Below are 17,888 nucleotides of genomic sequence, written 5' to 3'. Positions count from 1 at the left end.
AGCGAGCGTCATCGGGGGACCGGCACGCTCGCGAGTACCGTCGCGAGCACCGACTCGGCCGTGACGCCCTCGAGCTCGGCCTCGGGCCGGACTTGGACGCGGTGGCGCAGGGTCGTCGTGACGAGCGCCTTGACGTCGTCGGGCGTCACGTAGTCGCGGCCCGCGAGCCACGCCCACGCGCGCGATGTCGCGAGGAGCGCGGTCGCGCCACGCGGCGAGACGCCGAGCGAGAGCGACGGCGAGCTGCGCGTCGCGCGGCACAGGTCGACGATGTACGTGAGGATCTCGGGTGCGACCTGGACGCGTGCGACGCGCTCGCGCGCGGCCTCGAGGGTCGCTGCGTCCGCGACGGGGCTGACCCCCGCGCTTGCGAGGTCACGCGGCGAGAAGCCGGTCGCGTGGCGCCGCAGGATCTCGAACTCCTGCTCGCGCTCGGGGAGCGGCAGGACGACCTTGAGGAGGAAGCGGTCGAGCTGTGCCTCGGGCAGCGGGTACGTGCCCTCGTACTCGACGGGGTTCTGCGTCGCGATGACGAGGAACGGGTCCGGCAGAGGGCGCGGCGTGCCGTCGACCGACACTTGGCGCTCCTCCATGGCCTCGAGGAGCGAGGACTGCGTCTTCGGGGGCGTGCGGTTGATCTCGTCCGCGAGCAGGAGGTTCGTGAAGACGGGGCCCTCGCGGAAGGAGAACTCGGCCGTGCGTGCGTCGTAGACGAGGGAGCCCGTGATGTCGCCGGGCATGAGGTCCGGCGTGAACTGCACGCGCGCCGTGTCGAGCGACAGCGAGGCCGACAGCGTGCGCACGAGGAGCGTCTTGGCGACCCCGGGAACACCCTCGAGCAGCACGTGCCCGCGGCACAGCAGCGCGATGAGCAGGCACGTCACGGCGGAGTCCTGGCCAACGACGGCCTTGGCGACCTCCGCGCGCACGGCCGCGAGCGCCGCGCGGAGTGCGGCCTCGTCGCTCTCCGCGGGCCGGGTCTCCGGCGCGGCCGGTGCCGGTGCGGTGGGCGCGTCGACCGTGGGCGCGGCGTTCGCGGGGACGGCGCTGGTGGGGACCGCGGCGTCCTGCGTCGGGATGTTCTCGTCGGTCACGAGCGGTCAACCTCTCTCTCGAGCTGGTCAAGCTGGTGGATGAGGGCGGCGAACGCCGCGTCGTCGGAGGGCGGGGGGCCGTGGAGCAGCTGGGTGATCGACGGGGCGTCGCGGCCGGTCGCCCGCGCGAGGGCATCGACGAGCGTCGGGCCGTCCGCCGAGCGGGGCAGGCCGACCCTGCGCGCCATGCGGTCGGCGGCGCCCGCGCGCAGCGCGGCGGCGGAGTGCCCGCGTGCCGAGGCGCGGCGGTAGAGCCGGCCGCGACCGTACGTCGACTCGACGGCGCGGACCTCGACGGGGAGCGCCTCGGAGACGACAGGGCCGAGCCGGCGGCCGCGCCACAGGACCGCCGCGAGGGCGACGAACGCGGCGAGGAGCGTGAGCGCCCCGCCTTCGTCGGGCAGGAGGTCGAGCAGCGACTGCGGGCCGACGCCCTCGACCACCGGCGCGACGGCGCGCGGCAGGAACCACACGAGGTCGGCGTGCCGTCCGAGGGTGCGCAGGGCGAGCGCCGCGTTGCCGTCGCGCGCCACCGCACCGTTCGTCACGAGATCGGTCGAGCCGAGCACGTCGACGCGACGACCATCGTCGAGGACGACGGAGACGACGGCTGCGGCCGTCGTCCCGGGCACGACGAAGCAGCCCGTGGCGCCCTCGCCCGCGACGTACGTCGTGCCGAGCACCGCGATGCGTCCTGCGGCGACCGCGTCGGGGTCGGCGCAGCCTGCGTCGAGCGGGACGGTCGGGACGGTGCCGGTGGTGCCGGCCGTGACACGGCCCGCCGTGAGTCGTGCGACGGCGTCGGCGTCGACGCCGACGAGCACGAGGTCCGCGCGCGCGTGTGCGAGCTCGTCGAGCACCGCGTCGGCGAGCGGACCGCCGCCGACGACCGCGAGGGTCGAGCCGCTCTGCGCCCTGCGCGTGGCGTCGGATGCGCTCGTGGTCTGCACGACGTCGACGCCCTGCCGGCCCAGGACCTGGGCGACGGCCCGGGCGCCGTCGTCGCCGACGTTCGCGACGTCGAGCGGGACGGAGCTGCGGCGCGGCGAGAGCACGGTGAGGACGAGGACCGTGGCGACGAGCACGACGACGACCCCGAGGGGCCACCGCCACCGCCGCCAACGTGCGCGGACGCGCGACCGCACGTCGGACCCGTCGCCCGTGACGCCGACGGCGTCGTCGGTGCGTGCAACGTCGGCGCTCATGCGAGCCTCCCGGGGACGGCGGCGCGCTCGGCCGAGGGTAGCGGCCGGCTCGCGTCGAGCTCCTCGTCGAGCGCGACGAGCGTCGCGAGGTGCTGCGCCGTGGCAGGACGTTCGCCGTAGAGCGTGTCGTCGAAGAGCCGGGCGGCGGCGCGCACGCCCGCAGCCGCGCCGGGGAACGCGGCACCGAGCTCGGTCGCAGCCTCGTCCGCGGTGCGTCCGGGGAGCTCGGCGAGGACGACTCGCTCCTCGGCGGCGCGCACGACGGCGCGGAACCGCTCGACGACCGCGGTCGCGAGATCACCGCGTGCGGCGGCGTCGAGCGACGCGGCTCGCATCTGCGCGGCGGTGCGTGCGTCGTCGGCCGCGGCGACCGCCCCAGGTGCGAGTCGCTTGGCGCGCAGCCGGGCAGGTCCGGCGATCCACACCGCGGCGACGACGACTGCGACGACGAGGGCGACGAGCGTCACGAGGAGGGCAGGGGAGACGTCACCTCCCGCGGCGAGCAGCGCGCCGATCTTCTCGGTGATCCACGTGAGGAAGCGCTCGAGGAGCGAGGGGCCCTCGTGGTACTCCGGCCGCGCGAGCTCGTCCTCGAGCCACCGGCGCGCGGTCGGCGCGTCGGGGTCGACGGGGATGCTCAGTGCGAGCCGCGGGAGTGGAAGCACCTCAGGGGGTCTCGCGTGCTGCTGCGGCGGCGAGCTCGACGTCGAGCCCCTCACGACGCATGCGGACGTCGATGTAGAGCAGCGCGACGAGCGAGCCGAGGAACGTGATGGTCACGACGTAGCTGATGAGCGTCGAGAGCACCGTCACCCCGGTCATCGCCGCGTCGAGGGGGAGAAACGCCCCAAGGAGCCCGAAGACGAAGCCGATCGGGACGACGAGGATCTGCGCGACGAAGTTCACGGCGATCAGGGCGAGGATGTAGATGCCGAGGAGCCGCCAGAACCCGCCGCGAGTGAGGCCCCATCCACGGACGATCGCCGTGCCGATCGGGAGCTTCTCGAGGACGATGCACGGCGCGATGAGCATCGTGCGGACGGCGAACCACGTGAAGAGGACGACGAGCCCGAGCACGACGAAGATCGCCACGAGGATCGTGACGAGCCCGCCCTTGGTGCTCGACGCGAGCGGCAGCGCGACCACGACCACGAGCCCGATCCCGAGGGCGACGACGATGCTCGACGCGAGGCCGAGCAGAAGCGCGAACCCGATGAGGCGCCACACGACGGGTCGTGTCGCCGCCCAAATCTCGCCCGTCGTCGCGCGGTGGCCGAGCACGGAGCGGGAGACGGAGACCGTGAGCATGCCGGTCATCACGGGCGTGACGACGAGCGACATGAGCGGGGTGAGGAGGATCGTCGCGACGAGCGGCGCCACGACGGACTGCATCTCCTCGACCTCGGAAGTCGAGAGTTCCTCGCCGAAGAACTCGCCGAGGCCGGTGCCGAAAATCTGTGGGAAGAGGTCCGTGATGGCCTGCTGACCGAGGATGCCGAGCGCGACGGTGATCGCGACGACGAGCGTCGTGAGACCGACCATGACGCGCGGGTTCGTGCGAATCGCACCAAAGGCGCCGTCGAACAGCTCACCGAGGCTGAGCGGACGCAGCGGGATAATGCCGGGGCGCAACGAGGGCGGCGGGCCCGCAAATCCCTGCGGCGGCCCGTAGCCGGTGGGGGGCTGCCCGTACTGGGGCTGCCCGTACTGGGGCTGCCCGTACTGCGGTTGGCCGTACTGCGGTTGGCCGTACTGCGGTTGGCCGTACTGCGGTTGCCCGTACTGGGGTTGGCCGTACTGCGGCTGCTCCGGCGGCGTCGGCGCGTACTGGCCGTACCGAGGCTCCGGCCGCGGCGTCCCGTCGTGCCCGTCGGGGTTCGGCTGACCCCACCCCGTACCGTCTCCGCTCGACATCCGTGCGACCTCCCAGCCCCCGTCGGTGCGCCCGACGGCACCTCTCGCCGCGCGGACACGCGCCATCGTGCCACGAACCTCACCCGCCGCGCAGGCCGGTCCGCACCATGTGACCACGCCAGATGGCAGACTGGCCGCCATGAAGGAACGCGTCCTCGTCGTCGACGACGACACCGCACTGGCGGAGATGATCGGCATCGTCCTGCGCTCGGAGGGCTTCGAGCCGTCCTTCTGCGCCGACGGCGATGGTGCGCTCGCGGCTTTCCGTGCCGCCAAGCCCGACCTCGTGCTCCTCGATCTCATGCTGCCGGGCAAGGACGGCAACGAGGTCTGCCGGCTCATCCGCGCCGAGTCGGGCGTCCCGATCATCATGCTCACGGCACGCACCGACACGGTCGACGTCGTCCTGGGCCTCGAAGCCGGGGCCGACGACTACGTGTCCAAGCCGTTCAAGCCCAAGGAACTCATTGCGCGGATCCGTGCGCGGCTGCGCCGCAACGAGGAGGTCGAGGCCGAGCGCCTGACCGTCGGCGACCTCGAGATCGACGTCACCGGGCACCGCGTCCTGCGCGACGGCACGGCGATCTCCCTCACGCCCCTCGAGTTCGACCTGCTTGTCGCGCTCGCGCGCAAGCCGTGGCAGGTGTTCTCGCGGGAGGTGCTCCTCGAGAAGGTCTGGGGCTACCGGCACGCGGCGGATACTCGCCTCGTCAACGTTCACGTCCAGCGGCTCCGCTCGAAGATCGAGCACGATCCCGAGCGGCCCGAGATCGTCGTGACGGTCCGTGGTGTCGGCTATCGCGCAGGCTCCTCGGGAGCATGAGCACCGAGGCTGTCGACGCGGAGGCGCCCGTGCGGCTCGGTCCGCTCGGCAGGTTCGTGCACCACTGGCGACGCTCGATCCAGGTCAAGGTCGTCTCGACCGCGCTCGTCGTCGGGACCGTCCTGCTCCTCGTGCTCGGCGGCTACCTCTCGGGATCCATCCGTGACGGCGTCTTCGATCAGCGGCTCGAGGAGGTCCTCCTCGACTCCGCGCGGACGACTCAGCAGGCCCAGCTGACGTTCGACACCTCGACGGCGGCGACCTCGACGCAGGTCCAGTTGCTGCTCAACGACATGCTGCCCAAGTTGCGCTCGAGCGGGACGAGTTCGCGCGAGGTCGTCCTCCTGCGCACCGAGGCGGCTCAGGTGGCGCCGGGGATCGTCGACATCACGACCGCGCAGTCGCTCATCCCGCTCATCAGCGACGATCTGCGCGCCGCGGTCGTCCGCGGCGAGGGGCAGCTGTGGCAGTCGGTCGCGATCCCGACTGTCGCCGGGTCCGGTCCCGGGATCGTCGTCGGGTCGCTCGTCGAGGTTCCGCTCGCGGGGCCGTTCGAGCTCTACTTCGTCTACTCGCTCGCCGCGGAGCAGGACACGCTCGGGTTCATCCAGAGCGTGCTGCTGGTCGGAGCGGCAGCGCTCATCGCGATCCTCGTCGTCATCACGTATGTCTCGACCCGTCAGGTCGTCCGCCCCGTCCAGCGGGCGGCGCTCAGCGCCGAGCGGCTCGCCGAGGGGCATCTCGGGGAGCGGCTCGCCGTGCGGGGGAGCGACGAGATGGCGACGCTCGGCCGGTCGTTCAACGAGATGGCCGCGAGCCTCCAGCGGCAGATCGAGCAGATGGAGGAGCTGAGCGCCGTCCAGCGGCGCTTCGTCTCCGACGTCTCGCACGAGCTGCGCACGCCGCTCACGACGATCCGCATGGCCGCCGAGATGATTAACGACGCGCGGGACGAGTTCGATCCCGTCGTGCGGCGCTCCGCGGAGCTCCTCTCGCTCCAGCTCGACCGCTTCGAGTCGCTGCTCGCGGACCTCCTCGAGATCTCGCGCTTCGACGCGGGCGCGGCGACGCTCGACGCCGAGCACCGCGACGTGCGGGACATCGTCGACCGTGCCGTCGACAACGCGGTCGTGCTCGCCGGCGCCAAGGGCGTCTTCCTCTCGGTCGACTACGAGGACACCCCCGCGCGGGCCGACGTCGACCCAGTGCGTCTCGAGCGCATCGTGCGGAACCTGCTCGTCAACGCGATCGAGCACGCCGAGGACGGTCCCGTCGAGGTGACGGTCGCGTCGGACGCGCACGCCGTCGCCGTCCACGTCCGCGACTTCGGTGTCGGGATGACCGCGGAGGCCGCGTCGCGCGTGTTCGACAGGTTCTGGCGCGCCGACCCGGCGCGGGCGCGCACGACCGGGGGGACCGGCCTCGGTCTCGCCATCTCTCTCGAGGACGCGCGGCTCCACGGCGGCTGGCTCGAGGCCTGGGGGCGTCCGGGGGAGGGCGCGGCGTTCCGGCTCACGCTCCCACGCCGCGCAGGCATCCGGCTCGTGACGTCGCCTGTGCCGCTCGTCCCCGAGAGCGCCGAGCCGCGAGACCCTGAGCACCACGATCCGAGCAGCGCCCCTGGCGGCTTCGGCGCCGCGTCCGTGCCCGTGCTCACCGACGGCGACGAGGAGGAGTCATGACGGCGTCGAGAGCGCAGCGTGCCCGCACCACGGCGGTGGCGGCGCTCGCAGCCGCGGCCCTGGCCGGGTGCGTGTCGCTCCCGACCGCGGGGCCGGTCACGCGTGGCGCGGCCGACGCGGTCGACGGGCAGGACCCCATCTACCTCATCATCGACGGGCCGGTCGCTGGCGCGTCGCCCGAGCAGATCGTCCGCGGGTTCGTCACGGCGCAGGCCGCCGGCGCGGTCGACCGCTTCGAGACCGCGCGGGCGTTCCTCACGCCTGCGGCCGTCGACGCGTGGGACCCCCGCACGGGCATCACCGTCTATGCGGGTGATCTCGCGTTCGACGACCCGCACGATGTCCCGAGCCCGAGCCCGAACACGGCCGAGGGGCAGGACTCCGGCGCGGCAGCGGACGAGCCGTCGCGCTCGGGCGCCGCGACGGTGCCGGACGGGGAGGGGACCGGAGGCGGCACCGAGGGCGGCACGGAGGTGCCGTCCCCTACGCCGACGCTCGACGTCGCGACGTCGACTCGTCTCGCGCTCACGGGGCACGCCCGCGTGTCGGCGTCCGTCGACGGGGCGGGCCGGCTCACGGAGGCGGATCCCGAGGCGGTCCAGGACGTCCAGGTCGAGCTCGAGCGGACCGCCGAGGGCGAGTGGCGGATCGCCGCCGTCCCGGACGGTCTGCTCGTGTCGCAGCCGAACTTCCGCGCGGCCTACGAGTCGACGTCGGTGTACTTCGCGACGACGGATCTCGCGTTCCTCGTTCCCGAGGTGCGCTGGTTCCCGCGTGAGAACCACGCGTCCTACGCGATCTCGTCTCTCCTCGCAGGGCCGTCGACGCTGCTGCGTGACGTCGTCGTCTCGGGTGCTCCGCAGGGGACGACGCTCTCCGTCGAGGGCGTGCGGCCGGACGAGACCGGCCGGGTGACGGTCGACCTCAGCCAGCAGGTGCTCGCGGCGGACGAACGGCAGCGGTCGCTCCTCGCCGCACAGATCGACGCGACCCTCCGACCGCTCGGCGTGGCGGGCGTGGACCTCAGGGTGGGCGGAGTGCCACTCACGGGGGCGTCGCCGCTGCAGCTCGAGCGCGACCTGTCGCCCGGAGGGCCGCCCATCGGACTGAGGACCGAGGACTCGGTCCTCGTCCGGCTCGAGGGTCGGGAGCTTGCGCCCGTCGAGGGCGTGGCGCCGCTCGAGGGCGTCGACGTCACGGGCCTCGCTTCGTCGGCCGACGGTACGGTCCTCGTCGCGCGGGAGGGCACGTCGCGGATCCTCCGGCTCGCGACCGACGGGGCGCCGCCGACGTCGCTCGTCGAGGGAAAGAACCTCGTCGTGCCGTCGGTCGACCGGACGGGACGCATCTGGACGGCCGGAAGCGGTCACGGCCCAGCGCTCATGGTCCTCACGCCGGGAGCGGACGAGCCGCTGCTGCTCGAGGCCCCGTGGCTCGAGGACACGAGCGTCGTGGCGCTGCGCGTCGCGCGCGACGGGGCCCGTGTCGCGGTCGTCGTCGGGGCGCCGGGGAGCGCGCGGGTCTTCGTCGCGGGCGTCGTGCGCGCCGAGGACGGGACGCCGACGGGGCTCACGACTCCGGTGAGCGGCGGCGCGTCCCTCACGACCGTGACGGACGTCGACTGGGTCGACGAGTCGACACTCGTCGTCCTCGGCGCACCGCCCGGGGGAGCGCATCTCGCGGCGTACGTCGTCCCGGTCGGGGGGACGAGCGAGACGATGTCGACCGTCGATAGTGCCGTGGCGCTCACGGCGGGGCGTGGCCGGCGCGCGGTGTACGTCGAGACGTCGGACGGCGAGGTCTTCGGCCGCGGCGCGACGGGCACGAACTGGACGCCGGTGGTCTCGGGCGTGCGCAGGCTCACGTACCCGGGCTGACCGGTCGACCCCAGGCCGGAGAACCGGGCCGGGCGTCCACAGGTCAGCGTTCCCGGCGGCCGTCGTACGTGAGGATCTCGGGGTGGACCAGGCCCGGTGGCGACCCTTGGCGCGGCTCGGCGACCTCGTCGTCCCGCTCGCGTGCGCGGGCTGCGGCGCCCGGGGTCTCGTGCTCTGCCCCGCATGCGTCACGCTGCTCGGAGGTCCGCACCGCTGCGAGCAGGGCGCGCCACGGCTCGACCGGACGGACGGGCTGCCGCCCCTGCCCGTGTGGGCGCTCGCGGCACTGCGCGGACCCGTCCACGGCCTCGTCGTCGCCTGGAAGGACGGCGGACGGCGGGACGTTGACGCGGCGCTCGCGGACGCTATGGAGCGTGCGGGGTGCGCGCTCGCGCGCGTCGTGCGTGCCACGACGCCCGGCCCCGTCGCGGTCGTGCCCGTGCCGTCGTCGCCGCGCTCGACGCTGCGCCGCGGCTGCGTGCCCGTCGAGGTCCTCGCGGCGGGTCTCGTGCGGGGCCTGCGCGCCGGGGGTGTCGACGCGCGGTGCGACGAGGGCGCGCTGCGGCGTCGGGCGTGGGTGCGGGACCAGGCGGGGCTCGGCCGCGACGCACGCGGCAGGAACCTCGCAGGGGCGCTGGTCGCCCGCGCGGGCGACGTGTCGACGCCCGTCGTCGTCGTCGATGACGTCCTCACGACGGGCGCGACCCTCGCGGCGGTGCACGACGCGCTCGTCGCGGCGGGGCGCTGCGTGCTCGGGGCGGTCGTCCTCGCGGCAACGCCAGGGACCCAGGTGCTGTGAGCACGGCGGCGGACGGGATAGGCTCGACGTGAGCCAGCCCACCTGGATCTCACCCCGGACCATCTGTGCCCGGGAGCCGGACGAGGGTGGGGCGACGTACGACTCGTCAAGGAGGTGATCGGACCTCGAGGCCCTGGTGGCCCACCCCCAGACGACAGTCCGCGAGCGTTCCGGAGGGAGCGCTCGCCAGCCCACAACGGAGGCTCACATGGAGATCGCGATCGTCGGCCGACACACCGAGGTGCCCGAACGTTTCCGCCGACACGTCGAGGACAAGCTCAGCAAGGTCTCGCAACTCGCGCCGCGCGCGCAGCGTATCGAGGTCGAGGTCACGGAGGAGAAGAACCCGAGGCTCGCCGACGTGCGGGAACGGGTCGAGCTCACCGTCCGTGACAGGGGACCCGTCGTGCGGGCCGAGGCCGCGGCGGACGACCGCTACGCGGCGCTGGACCTTGCGAGCGCCAAGCTCATGGAGCGCCTTCGGAGGGTGCGTGACCGCCGCAAGGACCACCGCGGCAACTTGGTGGCGCCGCCGGTCGACGTCCGGCCGTACTCCGCGGAGCCGCCGGCCGAGCCGGAGGTTCCGGCCGCGCCGCTCGCCGCGGGCGAGGTCTCGGAGTCCACGCTCGGCGACTCTCCGGTGCTCATCCGGCAGAAGGTGCACGCCGCGCGTCCCATGACGATCGACGACGCGCTCTACGAGATGGAGCTCGTCGGTCACGACTTCTTCCTCTTCGTCAACTCGGCGACCGGCCGCCCCTCGGCGGTCTACAACCGTCGGGGCTGGTCCTACGGCGTCATCGAGCTCGACGTCACCGAGGCCGAGGCCACCGCAAACTGACACCCGGCCCGACCGCACGACAGCGAGGCCCCGGTCCCACGGACCGGGGCCTCGCCCTCGTCGGGCGGGGGTCGTGCACCCCTACGTGCCCGCTGTGGCGATGTCGGCGGCACGTGGTTCGATCGGGGCATGGCGATCACCCGCGAGATGCTCTCCCTCGGCGAGGCCCGTCGTGTCGCGCTCGGCGCGCAGGGCCTGCACCGGCCGAGCGTCGTCGCGACGCCCGGCCTCGGGCCCGCCGCGCTCGCGCGTTCCGTCGCGAGCCGGGGTCTTCTGCAGATCGACTCGATCCAGGTGCTCGCGCGCGCCCACCTCGTGCCGACGTACTCGCGTCACGGGGCGTACGACGTCGCTGCGCTCGAGCGGGCGTCGGGCCGCGGTCCGCGTCGGCTCGTCGAGACGTGGGCGCACGAGGCCTCGATCGTGCCGGTGAGCACGTACCCGTTGCTCGCGGTCCGGCGTCGCCGCGCCGAGGAGTACGCGTGGGGCGGCATCTCGTCCGTCGCACGGACGCACCCGGAGGTCGTCACGCGGGTGCTCGAGCTCGTCGGCGAGCTTGGCCCGGTGACGGCGGCCGGCGTGCAGGCGGCCATCGAGCACGAGCACCCGCGGGGCGCGCGAACCGAGTGGGGCTGGAACTGGTCGGTCGCGAAGCGCTGCCTCGAGCTGCTCCTCACGACCGGAGGGGTCGCGGTCGCGGGACGGACACCGACGTTCGAGCGCCTCTACGACCTGCCGTCGCGGGTCCTGCCGGCCGAGGTCCTCGCGGCGGAGCCGGACGACGCGACGTGCGTGCGTGGCCTCCTCGAGATCGGTGCGCGTGCCCACGGCGTCGGCACCGCGGCCTGCTTCCGCGACTACTTCCGACTGCGCGGACCTCTCGTCGACGCGGCGTTCGCGGAGCTCGTCGCCGACGGCACGCTGCGACCCGTGACCGTGCGCGGCTGGGACGCCCCGACGTATCTCCACCGGGACGCGACGCTGCCCGGGAGCGCGAGGGCGTCGACGCTCGTGAGCCCATTCGACCCGCTCGTGTGGTTCCGGCCACGGCTTGAGGCCCTCTTCGGGGTGACGTACCGCATCGAGATCTACACGCCTGCGGCGCGGCGCACGTTCGGGTACTACGCGCTTCCGCTGCTCGTGGGGGACAGGTTCGTCGCGCGCCTCGACCTGCGGCTCGACCGCCGTGCGGGGGCGGTCGAGGTCCTCGGGGCGTTCCACGAGCCGGGGCGTGCGCCGGGGGCCCGGGAGCGTCCGGTGGCGGACCTGCCCGGTGTCGTGCACGCGGAGCTCGCCCGGCTTGGGGCGTGGCTCGGGGCGGAGCGCGTCGTCGTCCCGGAGGACGCGCGCGGCGATCTCGTGTCCGCTCTGCGCGTAGCGCCGTGACACAGGTGTGACCTGGGAGGCACGTCCGCGCATAGGATGGGCGAGTATGCCGTCGTCGTTCAGGGTGACGGTCTCAACCTCAACGATTCGGGAGTGGCGCGTGGCTGCGATCCTCGAGAAGGTCCTCCGCCTCGGCGAAGGACGCATCCTCAAGAAGCTGTCGGGCGTGGCAGCCCAGGTGAACCGGCTCGAGGACAGTTTCACAGCGCTCTCCGACGAGGAGCTCCGTGAGGAGACGACGCGCTTCCGCGCGCGCCTCGCGGAGGGCGAGACGCTCGACGACCTCATGCCGGAGGCCTTCGCCGCGGTGCGTGAGGCGGCGCGCCGTACGCTCGGCCAGCGTCACTTCGACGTCCAGCTCATGGGTGGTGCGGCGCTCCACCTCGGCAACATCGCCGAGATGAAGACCGGTGAGGGCAAGACGCTTGTCGCGACCGCGCCCGCGTACCTCAACGCGCTCGCGGGCAAGGGTGTCCACGTCGTCACGGTCAACGACTACCTCGCGCAGTACCAGAGCGAGCTCATGGGCCGTGTCTTCCGCTTTCTCGGCATGTCGACGGGATGCATCCTCTCGTCGATGGACCCTGCTGAGCGTCGTCAGCAGTACGCCGCGGACATCACCTACGGCACGAACAACGAGTTCGGCTTCGACTACCTGCGCGACAACATGGCGTGGTCATCCGACGACCTCGTCCAGCGCGGCCACTTCTTCGCGATCGTCGACGAGGTCGACTCGATCCTCATTGACGAGGCGCGCACGCCACTCATCATCTCGGGCCCCGCCTCGGGCGACGTCAACAAGTGGTACAGCGAGTTCGCCAAGGTCGTCCGCCGCCTCACCCCGGGCACGGACTACGAGGTCGACGAGAAGAAGCGCACGATCGGTGTCCTCGAGCCGGGCATCGCGAAGGTCGAGGACTACCTCGGCATCGACAACCTCTACGAGTCGCTCAACACGCCGCTCATCGGGTTCCTCAACAACGCGATCAAGGCCAAGGAGCTCTTCAAGCGCGATAAGGACTACGTCGTCCTCAAGGGCGAGGTCCTCATCGTCGACGAGCACACGGGCCGCATCCTGCCGGGCCGTCGCTACAACGAGGGCATGCACCAGGCGATCGAGGCGAAGGAGGGCGTCGCGATCCAAGCGGAGAACCAGACGCTCGCGACGATCACGCTCCAGAACTACTTCCGCCTCTACAGCAAGCTCTCGGGCATGACGGGTACGGCCGACACCGAGGCCGCGGAGTTCCAGGGCACGTACAAGCTCGGGGTCGTCCCCATCCCGACGAACCGTCCGATGCAGCGCATCGACCAGCCGGACCTCGTCTTCAAGAACGAGGCCGGCAAGTTCACGGCGGTCGTCGCGGACATCGTCGAGCGGCACGCCAAGGGCCAGCCAGTCCTCGTCGGCACGACGAGCGTCGAGAAGTCGGAGCTCCTCTCGGAGGCGTTGCGCAAGCAGGGCGTCCCGCACGAGGTCCTCAACGCGAAGCACCACGAGCGTGAGGCGCAGGTCGTCGCGATGGCGGGCCGCAAGGGCGCCGTGACGGTCGCGACGAACATGGCGGGTCGTGGTACGGACATCATGCTCGGCGGCAACGTCGAGTTCCTCGCGCACGACCGCATGGCTGAGCTGGGTCTCGACCCGGTCGAGAACGAGGACGAGTACAACGAGGCGTGGCCGAAGGTCCTCGAGGAGTGCGAGGCGTCGGTGAAGGCCGAGCACGACGAGGTCGTCGAACTCGGTGGTCTCTACGTGCTCGGCACGGAGCGTCACGAGTCGCGGCGCATCGACAACCAGCTGCGTGGTCGTTCCGGCCGTCAGGGTGACCCAGGCGAGTCCCGGTTCTACCTGTCGATGCAGGACGAGCTCATGCGCCTGTTCTCTTCGGGTCTTGCCGAGTCGATGATGAACCGCGCGGGCTTCCCTGACGACATGCCGCTCGAGTCGAAGATGGTGACACGCTCGATCCAGTCCGCGCAGACGCAGGTCGAGGCTCGCAACTTCGAGATCCGCAAGAACGTCCTTAAGTACGACGACGTCATGTCGCGCCAGCGCGAGGTCATCTACGACGAGCGTCGTCGGGTCCTCGAGGGCGAGGACATGGGTGATCAGATCCAGCACTTCATCGCGGACGTCGTGGGCGGCTACGTCGACGGCGCGACGGCCGAGGGCACGCCCGACGAGTGGGACCTCGACACGCTGTGGACGGCGCTCAAGGCGATCTACCCCGTCTCGATCTCGGTCGACGACGTCGTCGAGGAGGCCGGCGGGCGCGAGCTTCTTTCGAACGAGCTCCTCTCGACGGAGCTCAAGGGCGATGCGCGGGTCGCGTACGCGACGCGCGAGGCGCAGCTCGGTGCGGAGAACGTGCGGGAGCTCGAGCGCCGCGTCGTCCTCTCGGTCCTCGACCGCAAGTGGCGCGAGCACCTCTACGAGATGGACTACCTCAAGGAGGGCATCGGGCTGCGCGCGATGGCCCAGCGTGACCCGCTCATCGAGTACCAGCGCGAGGGCTTCCAGCTCTTCCAGTCGATGACCGAGGCCATCAAGGAGGAGTCGGTCGCGTACCTCTTTAACCTTGAGGTGACTGTCGCGCCCGTCGAGGAGGGCGACGAGGTCGCCGACGACGAGATCGACCTCGACGCGCTCGACGCCGAGGCCGAGGAGGCTGCTGCCGCGCGTCCGGCGACGAAACTCGTCGCCAAGGGGCTCGACGGTCCGGGGCAGCGCGTCCCGCTGCAGTACTCGGCGCCGGGCGAGTCCGGCGAGGCTGAGCAGACTGATGCCGAGGGCGGCGCCGTCGGCTCGGGCAACCGTGAGGAGCGTCGTCGGGCGGCGAAGGCGCGCAAGAAGAAGTAACCATGCGCCAGGGGGACCCGGCGTGGTGAAGGGGCGGGGTGCCCGGTCGATGCCCGGGCCCCCCGCCCCTTCGTCGTCCCTCCTGTGCCCGCGAGCATTCGGCTGCGCACGGTCACAGTCAATGGGAGTGTGGTCACGGTCCTGTGACGGAACTCTGCCAACGCTTGTGAGGAGCGCAGTGTGTGACGGGCACGCTTGCGGCGGGTGGTGCGCGCCCGCTCGCGGCGGACGAGTTCACGGTGACGGGCTTCGACGCGCGCACGTCCGGTGCGCAGGACCTCGTGGTCCAGGCGACGGCCGCCGTGCCGACGAACACGGCGACCGCACCGAGCACGACGGTGCGGGTCGTCGTCGGCGCTGAACCGACGTCGGAGCCGACGACGGTTCCTCCGACCACCGCATCTCCGACGACCGCACCTCCGATCACGGCGCCGCCGACGACGGCGCCGTCGAAGGTCTCGGTGTCGCTCTCGCTCTCACGGACGCGCCTCGGCTACGGCTCGACGACGAACGCGAAGATCCGCGTCGTCGGTGCGACGGCGGCCCCGTCGGGGATCGTGAGCCTCTACGACGGCTCGCGCCGCATCGCGACGGGACGCCTCGTCGTCAGCGGCCGGACCGGCCAGGTGACAGTGAAGCTGCCGAAGAACCTTGCGGTCGGGACGCACACGCTCCGCGCGGTGTACGGCGGGTCGAGCTCGACCGTGTCGGGACGTTCGGCCACGGTCCGGCTCGTCGTCACGAAGGCACGCCCGTCGATGTCGGCGTCGGTCCGGTCGAACCGTCTCGTCGTCCGCGTCGCGGCTCCGGGCCTGCCGTCGAAGGCGTCCGTGACGGTGTCGGTCAAGGGCCGCACGATCGGGCGGGCGAAGGTCGTCAAGGGTGTCGCCCGGGTGAGGCTCACGAGCCTGCCCGCGGGCAGGCACACGCTGAGCGTTCGGCTTCCGGGCAGCAAGCGCGTGGCTGAGCGCACGCTCAAGGTCAAGGTGTCGGTGTCGAAGAAGCCGACGGTCGTGCGTATGCGCTGACCTGCGGTCGTGTGCAGGGGTGTGCGATCCGCGCGCCCGGCCCCGCCGCCCCGTCACGGGGGCGGCGGGGCCTTCCTGCGCCAGGTGACGTGGTGAGCATGCCTCACCCCAGCACGAGCGCCGTGACCCGCCAGGCGCCCCGGACGTGCTCGAGGCGCAGGGCCGCGGCCCGGACGCGGTCGAGGTCCTCGACGACGACGGTCGCCTCGGCCGTCCTGTCGTCGACGCGGTGCACCCGTGCCCGACGGACCCGTGCGGGCCGCGTGGGGTACGGGCCGGCGGCGAGCGTGACCTCGCACCGTCGGGTGACGACGGCGTAGATCTCGGGGGCGAGCCAACGCGTGAGCTGGGCGAGCGGCCGCACCCCGCGCAACGCCTCGACGACAGCCTGGGCGATCGCGCACGCGAGTGCGGTCGGGTCGCTCGGGCGTCCTGCGTCGCGCCCTGCGACGTGCGCGGGGACGGCCTCGCGGAGAGCGCTCGGCGTCCGTACCCGTGGCGCGGCCGTCGCGGACAGCGGCTCGGCGTGGTTCCTCGACGCCCGGGCGGTCGTGGTGGGACGGCCCCGGGGTGAGGGATCGGCGTGGGTGACGTGCGGCCGTGCGTGGCGGGCGGGGCTGAGCGTGGTCGTCATCGTGTCTCCGGTCGGTCGAGGTCGGTCGTGAGGAAGGCACGGCCGTCGTCGTCGACGGCCGGGAGGTGCAGCCGGGTGCCCGGCTGGAGCTGACGTGGGTCGTCGCCGACGGCGTCGTGGTTGAGCCGGTGGAGGACGGGCCAGGCGGCGACGAGATCCGCGGGCGAGGCGTCGGGCAGCGCCGCGGCGGTGAGACCCCAGAGGGTGTCCCCGTGGCGGACGACGACCGTGCGGGCGGCCTCGTCCGGGGCGCCCCGCGTCGTGCGCGACGCGGGTGGTTCGGTCGTGACAGGCCAGGCGAGGACCTGGCCGGGGAGGATCCGCGCGTCCGCCGCGACGTGGGCTGGTGCGGCGACGTCGGGGGCGGTGACAACGGCGGAGGCCGGCAGGGGAGCGAGGACGAGCGTCGCTCCGACGGTCCCGACGAGGAGCTTCCGGGCGAGGAAGGGAGCTCGGGAGCGCAGCGCGCGCTCGGCCCGGCGTGCGGTGCGTCCCGCGCCCTCGGCGAGGCACACGAACGCTGCGACGCACGACCAGAACGCCGACCGGACGGCGACGAGCGCGCCGAGGGCACCGACGGCTGCGCGGACGACTGCGCTCGGGTCCGTGTCAGTGCCCGCGCGGAGCGCGTGGACGACCGAGAGGGCGAGGCCGGCCGCGACGGCGAGCAGGACGGCCGCGATGACGATTGCCCGCACGGCGGCGAGCGCCGACCGTCCGCCACGGCGTATTTCGGTGGGCAGCGATGCTGTTTGATGCTGTTTGGTGGGCGTCGGCATGCGTTGATCGAACACCGGGTTGGTCGACCTGTCCACTCGAACGCCGCGATGTGGACGACGCGCGTATCCGTGAGGTCCTCGCTAGCGTGGCCTCATGCGTTGGACGCACCTCATCGCCGACCTCTCCGCCCAGCTCGACGCCGACGACCGTGCCGTCCGCGACGCCGACGTCGCCGAACTCACGCGCGCCTTCGCTGGCGACTCGACACTCGTCGACCGGCTGCGCAGTGCCGCAGGGCACGAGGTCACCCTCCATGTGTGCGCGGGCGACCCCGTGACAGGACGCGTCGAGGACGTCGCTCGCGAGTGGGTGCTCCTCAGCGTCGCGGGGCACCAGGTCGTCGTCCCGCTCCACGCCGTCGACCATGTTCGGGGCCTCGGCCCGGGAGCGGCGGGACCCGTCGACGGCGTTGCCTCACGCCTCTCGCTTGGGCACGTCCTGCGGGGGCTCGCGCGCGACCGGACGGTCGTCCACGTGCGCACGCGCCACACGTCCCTCGCGGGGCGCGTCGAGCGGGTCGGCGCCGACCACCTCGATCTCGTCGCGGCCCCTGCGTGGGGCGAGCGCGGCGGTCCGGACGGTGCGCTGAGGACGGTCGTCCCCGTCGGCGCAGTGGTGCTCGTCGCGGACCAGGTGCGCTGAGCGGGTACGCGTCGAGACGCCGGGCGGGGTGCCGGACGTGACGCCCCGGGCCCGGCGCCTCGCCGCGCGGGGCGTTCAGCCCTGGATGCGGGCCTTCGTCTCCTGGTACTTGCGGGCGACGAACTTGTCGAGCTCCGCCACCTCGATGCGCCACTGGCCGCGGCCGCCGATCTGGATCGCCGGGAGCTCGCCTGACCGCACGAGGGCGTACGCCTGGTCGGCGCTGATCGCGAGCTCGGTCGCGACGTCGGCGAGGGTAATGAACCGGGGTGCCATGCGGACATCCAACCATGACGCGCCCCGGTCTCGCGGTCGTCCAC

General features: G+C 72.6%; 16 protein-coding genes. 9 read left to right on the top strand and 7 right to left on the bottom strand.

Going from position 1 to position 17,888, the window contains the following annotated elements:
* Positions 1–8 precede the first annotated feature (8 nt).
* From C1729_RS06545 to C1729_RS06530, 4 genes are read right to left on the bottom strand one after another with little or no spacing between them, the layout of a single operon-like run.
* Positions 9–1,094 (bottom strand): AAA family ATPase, encoded by a 1,086-nt coding sequence (locus tag C1729_RS06545; protein WP_242493741.1) that lies wholly within the window; start codon positions 1,092–1,094, stop codon positions 9–11.
* Positions 1,091–2,299, bottom strand: a complete 1,209-nt coding sequence (locus C1729_RS06540; protein ID WP_102509228.1) for a DUF4350 domain-containing protein — start codon at positions 2,297–2,299, stop codon at positions 1,091–1,093. The genes C1729_RS06545 and C1729_RS06540 overlap by 4 nt, the downstream gene beginning before the upstream one ends.
* Positions 2,296–2,964, bottom strand: a complete 669-nt coding sequence (locus C1729_RS06535) for a DUF4129 domain-containing protein (protein WP_102509227.1) — start codon at positions 2,962–2,964, stop codon at positions 2,296–2,298. The genes C1729_RS06540 and C1729_RS06535 overlap by 4 nt, the downstream gene beginning before the upstream one ends.
* 1 nt (position 2,965) lies before the next feature.
* Positions 2,966–4,213 (bottom strand): DUF7847 domain-containing protein, encoded by a 1,248-nt coding sequence (locus tag C1729_RS06530; RefSeq protein WP_165375437.1) that lies wholly within the window; start codon positions 4,211–4,213, stop codon positions 2,966–2,968.
* 139 nt (positions 4,214–4,352) lie between these two features.
* On the opposite strand from C1729_RS06530, the gene mtrA reads away from it, so the two are divergent.
* The 8 genes from mtrA (at position 4,353) to C1729_RS06485 (ending at position 15,512) form a co-directional block, all read left to right on the top strand.
* A complete protein-coding gene (gene mtrA / locus C1729_RS06520) occupies positions 4,353–5,036 on the top strand; it encodes an MtrAB system response regulator MtrA (protein ID WP_102509224.1) in 684 nt (227 codons plus the stop codon).
* Complete coding sequence (gene mtrB / locus C1729_RS06515; protein ID WP_102509223.1) at positions 5,033–6,718, top strand: MtrAB system histidine kinase MtrB; 1,686 nt, start codon at positions 5,033–5,035, stop codon at positions 6,716–6,718. The genes mtrA and mtrB overlap by 4 nt, the downstream gene beginning before the upstream one ends.
* Entirely contained in the window at positions 6,715–8,595 is a 1,881-nt protein-coding gene (locus tag C1729_RS06510) for an LpqB family beta-propeller domain-containing protein (RefSeq protein ID WP_102509222.1), read from the top strand. Before mtrB ends, C1729_RS06510 begins: the two co-directional genes overlap by 4 nt.
* A gap of 82 nt (positions 8,596–8,677) precedes the next feature.
* Positions 8,678–9,394, top strand: a complete 717-nt coding sequence (locus tag C1729_RS06505) for a ComF family protein (protein WP_102509221.1) — start codon at positions 8,678–8,680, stop codon at positions 9,392–9,394.
* 208 nt (positions 9,395–9,602) lie between these two features.
* Entirely contained in the window at positions 9,603–10,235 is a 633-nt protein-coding gene (gene hpf / locus C1729_RS06500; RefSeq protein WP_102509220.1) for a ribosome hibernation-promoting factor, HPF/YfiA family, read from the top strand.
* Positions 10,236–10,364: 129 nt separating this feature from the next.
* Positions 10,365–11,621 carry a winged helix-turn-helix domain-containing protein gene (locus C1729_RS06495; protein WP_102509219.1) on the top strand — a complete coding sequence of 419 codons (1,257 nt, stop codon included), beginning with the start codon at positions 10,365–10,367 and terminating at the stop codon, positions 11,619–11,621.
* A gap of 100 nt (positions 11,622–11,721) precedes the next feature.
* Positions 11,722–14,484 (top strand): preprotein translocase subunit SecA, encoded by a 2,763-nt coding sequence (gene secA / locus C1729_RS06490; RefSeq protein WP_102510560.1) that lies wholly within the window; start codon positions 11,722–11,724, stop codon positions 14,482–14,484.
* Positions 14,485–14,666: 182 nt separating this feature from the next.
* Positions 14,667–15,512: an Ig-like domain repeat protein gene (locus C1729_RS06485; RefSeq protein WP_102509218.1), complete on the top strand. Its 846-nt coding sequence runs from the start codon at positions 14,667–14,669 to the stop codon at positions 15,510–15,512.
* 103 nt (positions 15,513–15,615) lie between these two features.
* Here the strand turns inward: C1729_RS06485 and C1729_RS06480 are convergent, their stop codons facing one another.
* The gene (locus tag C1729_RS06480) at positions 15,616–16,146 is read right to left on the bottom strand and encodes an Rv3235 family protein (RefSeq protein WP_102509217.1); all 531 of its coding nucleotides are present in this window, start codon (positions 16,144–16,146) and stop codon (positions 15,616–15,618) included.
* Positions 16,143–16,925 carry a LysM peptidoglycan-binding domain-containing protein gene (locus C1729_RS06475; protein WP_129590682.1) on the bottom strand — a complete coding sequence of 261 codons (783 nt, stop codon included), beginning with the start codon at positions 16,923–16,925 and terminating at the stop codon, positions 16,143–16,145. The genes C1729_RS06480 and C1729_RS06475 overlap by 4 nt, the downstream gene beginning before the upstream one ends.
* Before the next feature lie 94 nt (positions 16,926–17,019).
* On the opposite strand from C1729_RS06475, the gene C1729_RS06470 reads away from it, so the two are divergent.
* Complete coding sequence (locus C1729_RS06470; protein ID WP_102509215.1) at positions 17,020–17,568, top strand: hypothetical protein; 549 nt, start codon at positions 17,020–17,022, stop codon at positions 17,566–17,568.
* A gap of 75 nt (positions 17,569–17,643) precedes the next feature.
* On the opposite strand, the gene C1729_RS06465 is transcribed toward C1729_RS06470, so the two are convergent.
* Positions 17,644–17,844, bottom strand: a complete 201-nt coding sequence (locus tag C1729_RS06465; RefSeq protein ID WP_102509214.1) for a helix-turn-helix domain-containing protein — start codon at positions 17,842–17,844, stop codon at positions 17,644–17,646.
* Positions 17,845–17,888: the final 44 nt, after the last annotated feature.

Source organism: Sanguibacter massiliensis, assembly GCF_900240335.1.
GTDB lineage: Bacteria > Actinomycetota > Actinomycetes > Actinomycetales > Cellulomonadaceae > Flavimobilis > Flavimobilis massiliensis.
The sequence above is the reverse complement of the archived record's forward strand: the minus strand, read 5'-3'. Positions and strand labels throughout refer to the sequence as shown.